Here is a 5,434-nt window from a genome sequence, read left to right as displayed (position 1 = left end):
CCGAATGGACACACAGGTCCATCCCTACGAAATATGATGTTTCCAATACTGTAGGGGTTGACCTATGTGTCAACCCGTTGATGCATATCATCATACACAAGCAGTGTTACGGTTTCAACATGCCTTGAGAGGATAATAATGATGTCGTGGAGACCCACTGATTCCTTGGCGAATGGTAGCATACTGCTAAAACTTAGTTCAGAATTATTACCCCAAAATAAATGGAAACAACGATAATCATCAATTCTATCTCATAGCAATCTATCTATTATTAAGCATATCAATACAGATTGCACATAATCAATGTAACAGATTATTTATCTATTCATCAATAGCAAAATCTACAGCTGCTCTTGAATGTATTTCAGTAGTATCAAATACTTCAACAGGCACATCACCTTGTTTAATAAGCATTGGAATTTCTGTACATCCTAAAACTACACCCTGTATTCCTTCTTCTATTATTTTATTGATAATCTTTATGTAACTCTGTTTGCTTTCCTGTTTTAAAACCCCCAAGATTAATTCATTATAAATAATATCATGTATAATTTGTCGATCTAGTTCATTAGGTATTACAACTTCAATTCCTTTCTTCTCTAATCGTTCCTTATAAAAGGAACTTTCCATAGTAAATTTCGTACCTAATAATAAGACTTTATTGACATTTCTTTTTATAATTTCATCACCTGTAACGTCAGCAATATGAATTACTTTCAATCCAGTACTTTTCTCAATATCAGAAGCCATTAAATGCATTGTATTTGTGCAAATTACTATACAGTCAGCACCAGCTTTTTTTAAGTTCTCTGCTTCTTTAACTAATAAGCTTGTGAGTTTTTCCCATTTCCCTCTATGTTGCAGCTCTTCTATTTCATGAAAATCAAAAGAATGTAACAAACATTTAACAGAATGAGAACCTCCTAACTTTGATTTCACTAATTTATTCATTAGTTTATAATACTCAAGTGAAGATTCCCAACTCATTCCGCCTAATAATCCTATTTTTTTCATTTTATTCCCCCTCTAGTATAATAATGTCATAGTCAATAAAGACTATGCAGTTAAAACTTTTCTAAAAATCTCATTTCTTTATTCAGTAACTGAAGAAGATATTCAATCTTCGTCAGAGGTTACTTCTAATTTAATATGTCTAATGGCTCCTGATAGACTCCAGACTTATCATAAGATATAATCTTAAGGGATAGGACGAAAAATGTATCCCCCCTTGGGAAGTCAGTTTCTACTGACTAATACCCCTGAAAAAGTCAATTAGTCCATTCAATGAGGTTTTATGATTTGGCTGGTTGGGAGCCTTCAGGCTATACCCGTATCACATGCTAGGATGTGTACTCATTGATTGGAAATGGATTCCTATCTGAAAGGAGCTGTAGTTTATGTCTAATAGTGTTAAGTATGATTTATTTATTTCTGTTGGTATTGATGTAGGTGCGGACTTTAGTTTTATGTCTATTGCACTACCTAATCAAACCTTTGTGGGTAAACCTTTTAAAATCATTCATTCTGATTTTAATTCCCTATCTATGGCTGTTTCAAAAATCAAAGAAGCAGAAGAGATGTATTCTTTGGAAAGCCGTATTCTCCTAGAATCCACAGGGATTTATCATTACCCACTCTTCTGCTATCTTAGTGATAAAGGATTTTTGGTATCCATCATTAATCCTATCATCTCTAAGAATAGCACAAATATTAATATTAGGAAAGTCCATAATGATAAATTTGATTCTAAAAAGCTTGCTTTAATTGGTCTAAAGCCTGATTTAAAGGTATCTCTTATGCCTTCGGAGCTTGCTCTTGATTTAAGAAATCTTTCAAGAGAGTATTATGATCTTGTGGATAATCGTTCTGCTTACATTAATAAACTTCACGGTGAACTTAGAATAGCATTTCCACAGTATTTAAAGATCTTTTCCAAGGTTACCGTTAATACATCCTTAACCTTGTTAGAGAAGTTTACTTCTCCAGATGGATTTTTAGAGGCTTCTAAAGATCAAATTATTGCCTCTATTAGGTCTACTGCTCGTTTTGGTATTACCTATGCTGAAAAGAAATACAAGGCTATTATTCAGGCTGCTAAGGATGCTAAGACCTTTAGTTATTCTGTAAACAGTAATTTCAAACGTATCCTTCTATATATCCGTTTTATCAGACAGTATAACGATGAAATCGAAGCTATATTATCTGATATGCGTGAACTGGTTAAGTCTAACGAGGATACGGATTTTGTAAAGCAAATACGCCTTATTGAATCTATTAAAGGTGCTGGCTTTCTTTCCGCTGTTACCCTTATGTGTGAAATTGGTGATTTCTCTGCTTTTAAATCTCCTAAACAACTTTTTGCATATTTTGGTCTTGATCAAGCTGTTAAGCAATCTGGCAACTTTAAAGGTACTGATGTTAATATATCAAAACGAGGTTCACGGATTGCAAGAAGAGTAATACATACCATAGCTTTAGTCAGTATTGCTCTAAATCGTAATGGAACTGCTAACAATCCTGTTCTACGTGAATACTATCTTAAAAAGTGTCAAAGTAAGCCTAAAATGGTAGCTCTAGGAGCCATCATGCATAAAGTGTGTAATATTGTATTTGCAATACTTCGTGATGAAAAAGAATTTAAAATCATCACTCCAGAGGAACACCAAGCGAATTACTTGAAGGCGAAATACGGCGTCGCTGCATAAGGAATTCTATATTTAATTTTGAATTTTTGATGCCTTTTAGAAGGCCTATTAAATTTACCCTTTTTTAGCTAGAATTGATTGAAATATTTATTAAAAATTTTTAAATTTACTATTGACAATTCTTAGCTGGACTTATTGAATCATTTTATAGCATTTAGATAATCTTTTAATACCTTCAATGATTTCTTCTTCGCTAGGATAGGTAAAATTTAACCTGATTTGTGGTTCATAGTCTTTTCCACCTGGCATAAAATGATAACCTGGTGTAATAACCACGCCTTCCCTAAAGCAATTATCAAACATTTCTTTAAGATTGAAGTTTCTATAGAAATTGACCCAAAGATAAAATCCACCACTTGGGATATCAAAAGAGATTGAATCAAAATGTTCATTGAGCTGTTGAACCATCAAATCTCTTTTCTTCATATATACAGATCTAATTACTTTTAAGTGCTCATTGTATCGATTAGATGCTAAATATTCACTCATTACGTATTGATTTAATGTGTTTACATGTAAATCTGATATTTGCTTAATCTTCTTCAAGCAATTAATTACTTCTTCCGATGCAACAATCCACCCGATACGAAGACCTAAGGATATAGTCTTTGAAAATGTACTTAAATATATAATATAGTTTGACTTATCCATTGATTTTAATGGCCTCAAATCTAACTCATCAAACATGATTTCACCATAAGGATCATCTTCAATAATTGGAACGTGATATAAATTCGATAATTCAATTAATTTCCTGCGTCGTTCATGACTCATTACAACGCCAGTTGGGTTGTGAAAATTTGGTATAGTATAAATTATTTTGGGATGATGGGTTTTTATTAAATACTCAAGTACATCTGTCTTAATACCGTATCTATCCATAGGAACTGTTATCACCTTTGCTCCTACATGTTGAAATAGTTGTAGGGCACCAAAAAAAGTTGGTTCCTCCACAATCACAACATCTCCTTCTTTTATAAACGAGCGAATAACTAAATCTAAAGCTTGTTGAGATCCAGATGTAATCAGTTGTTCATTTATATTAGCAGTTACACCTATTTTTAACATTAATTGTTTTATTTGAACTCTTAATTCATGAGTACCTTGAACTGGACAATGAGATAAGGGATCTATTCTTTTATTCACGGCTAACTGCTGAAAAATATTCTGTAATTCATTCGCTGGTATTAAAGAAGGAGAAGGTAAACCACCTGCTAAAAAACACTTCCCACTTCGATTACTACCATCCATAATAAGGCGAATAACTTCATCGTATCTAGTCTTCATATTCTCTTCAAAACATGTCTCCCAATCATAATATGTTATTGTAGTGTCACTTTGTGTCTCGCCTTCTACATTAAATGTTACAAAAGTTCCCTTGCCTTTAATTGTTTTAATCAACCCATCAGACTTCAATAAATCATAAGCACTTACTATGGTACTTCGATTTACAGATAATTGCTCAGCAAGCTTTCTCTCAGAAGGTAATTGATCATTCTTTAAAATCTCCCCAGAAAAAATTTTATTTCTTATTTGATTATAGAGCTGGTAATATATGCTTACATTTAATTCTTTATCAATATCAAACCTCATAAAGAGCACTCCTTAGAAAATCCTTAATCATATTTTAACATCTAATTTGAAAGAATAAACCCACCACTTCACCTTTAATTCTTACCAACCACTTGGATCTATGTCAATACTTTAGAAAAAATATGGGGATATATTTCCACTAACAGAAAACCACTGAATGCAATCTATGTATCCAATGGTTTAAACTATTAATATTACTATGTTCTATCGCTTTTCGAGCTTAACGATTGCCTCCACATGCCTTGAGAGGTCAATAAAGATGTCATGGGAAGCTAGAAACTCCTTGGTGGAAATACATATTTCCAAGATTTTGTAATTATGATTCTATTTATATTTTATATTTAAAATCTTACCAAATTATAAACACCAAAACCTTCAAGTCTACTCTTGGCTTTCTTGAAGGTTTTAATCAATGTAATTTTCAGACTATCTATTCCTTTGTTCCGATATATAAACTACCCCTAAATACCACTTACTCCATGTTTCCCCAATGCTCTTTGGCATTATCAAATATTTCATCTAAGGACATTCCATCAAATATTTCATCTTCTAGTTTCAAATAATCTTCTTTGCTTATCCCTTCAGAATGGCGTATAAATCTTAAAAATCCAGAATATCCTAGTTCCTTTATCAAAGCCCTAGAACCTTTTTCTATTATTTCTCTATCTGTAAATTTACTTCTTTCATTCAATAACATCAATATCCATCTCCTTTCTAAGAAAATCTATAGGATTATATAGTTTAACATCTTTAATTATATCCTTCAAGTTATCTCCATTTCCTTCAATTGTCTTTATAAATTTATCATCACAGGTTATAAAATATTTGCAGCCTCCATATACAGCTGAAGCGAGATGTAAAGCATCTTTATCTTTAGCATTTGATTTCATAACTATATCTTTAGCTATCTCTTTGATTCTATCATTAGGCTGTATTACCTCATTACACAAGGTAGAAATAGATATGATATTAAGTTTCCTCTCTATAAAAGGATTTCTGCTATTTTCATATTCCAAAACAAAGGACCATACTAATTCATATTTTTTCTTTTCGATTAGTTCAAATAAAATATCTATTGCCATAGACTCAAATCTTATTCTCATCTGTGTTTGATCATCAAACACCCTATTGTATAT

5 protein-coding genes are annotated in these 5,434 nt (G+C 32.0%); 1 reads left to right on the top strand and 4 read right to left on the bottom strand.

The features are described 5' to 3' along the window. Positions 1-321: 321 nt before the first annotated feature. On the bottom strand, positions 322-1,014 hold the full coding sequence (locus VK998_RS11310) for an aspartate/glutamate racemase family protein (protein ID WP_325228375.1): 693 nt from the start codon (positions 1,012-1,014) through the stop codon (positions 322-324). A 383-nt stretch (positions 1,015-1,397) separates the two neighbouring features. Between VK998_RS11310 and VK998_RS11305 the strand changes: the two genes are divergently transcribed. Beyond that, complete coding sequence (locus tag VK998_RS11305) at positions 1,398-2,705, top strand: IS110 family RNA-guided transposase (RefSeq protein WP_325228372.1); 1,308 nt, start codon at positions 1,398-1,400, stop codon at positions 2,703-2,705. Between the two features lie 132 nt (positions 2,706-2,837). Here the strand turns inward: VK998_RS11305 and pdxR are convergent, their stop codons facing one another. From pdxR to VK998_RS11290, 3 genes are all read right to left on the bottom strand, one after another. Then, the gene (pdxR, locus tag VK998_RS11300) at positions 2,838-4,298 is read right to left on the bottom strand and encodes a MocR-like pyridoxine biosynthesis transcription factor PdxR (protein WP_325228370.1); all 1,461 of its coding nucleotides are present in this window, start codon (positions 4,296-4,298) and stop codon (positions 2,838-2,840) included. 472 nt (positions 4,299-4,770) lie between these two features. After that, positions 4,771-4,995: a hypothetical protein gene (locus tag VK998_RS11295; protein WP_325228367.1), complete on the bottom strand. Its 225-nt coding sequence runs from the start codon at positions 4,993-4,995 to the stop codon at positions 4,771-4,773. Beyond that, positions 4,982-5,434 (bottom strand): hypothetical protein (locus VK998_RS11290; RefSeq protein WP_325228365.1); only part of this gene is annotated, 453 nt, incomplete at its 5' end. The genes VK998_RS11295 and VK998_RS11290, both read right to left, overlap by 14 nt.

The organism is Schnuerera sp., from assembly GCF_035459645.1.
Classification (GTDB): domain Bacteria; phylum Bacillota; class Clostridia; order Tissierellales; family Tepidimicrobiaceae; genus Schnuerera.
Note: the sequence above shows the minus strand (reverse complement) of the source record. Positions and strands in the feature narration are given on the sequence as shown.

What these genes read in the sequence shown, in the direction of transcription:
- VK998_RS11310 (WP_325228375.1), bottom strand. Translation starts at nt 1,014, where the DNA reads ATGAAAAAAATAGGATTATTAGGCGGAATGAGTTGGGAATCTTCACTT.
- pdxR (WP_325228370.1), bottom strand. Translation starts at nt 4,298, where the DNA reads ATGAGGTTTGATATTGATAAAGAATTAAATGTAAGCATATATTACCAG.
- VK998_RS11295 (WP_325228367.1), bottom strand. Translation starts at nt 4,995, where the DNA reads ATGTTATTGAATGAAAGAAGTAAATTTACAGATAGAGAAATAATAGAA.
- VK998_RS11305 (WP_325228372.1), top strand. Translation starts at nt 1,398, where the DNA reads ATGTCTAATAGTGTTAAGTATGATTTATTTATTTCTGTTGGTATTGAT.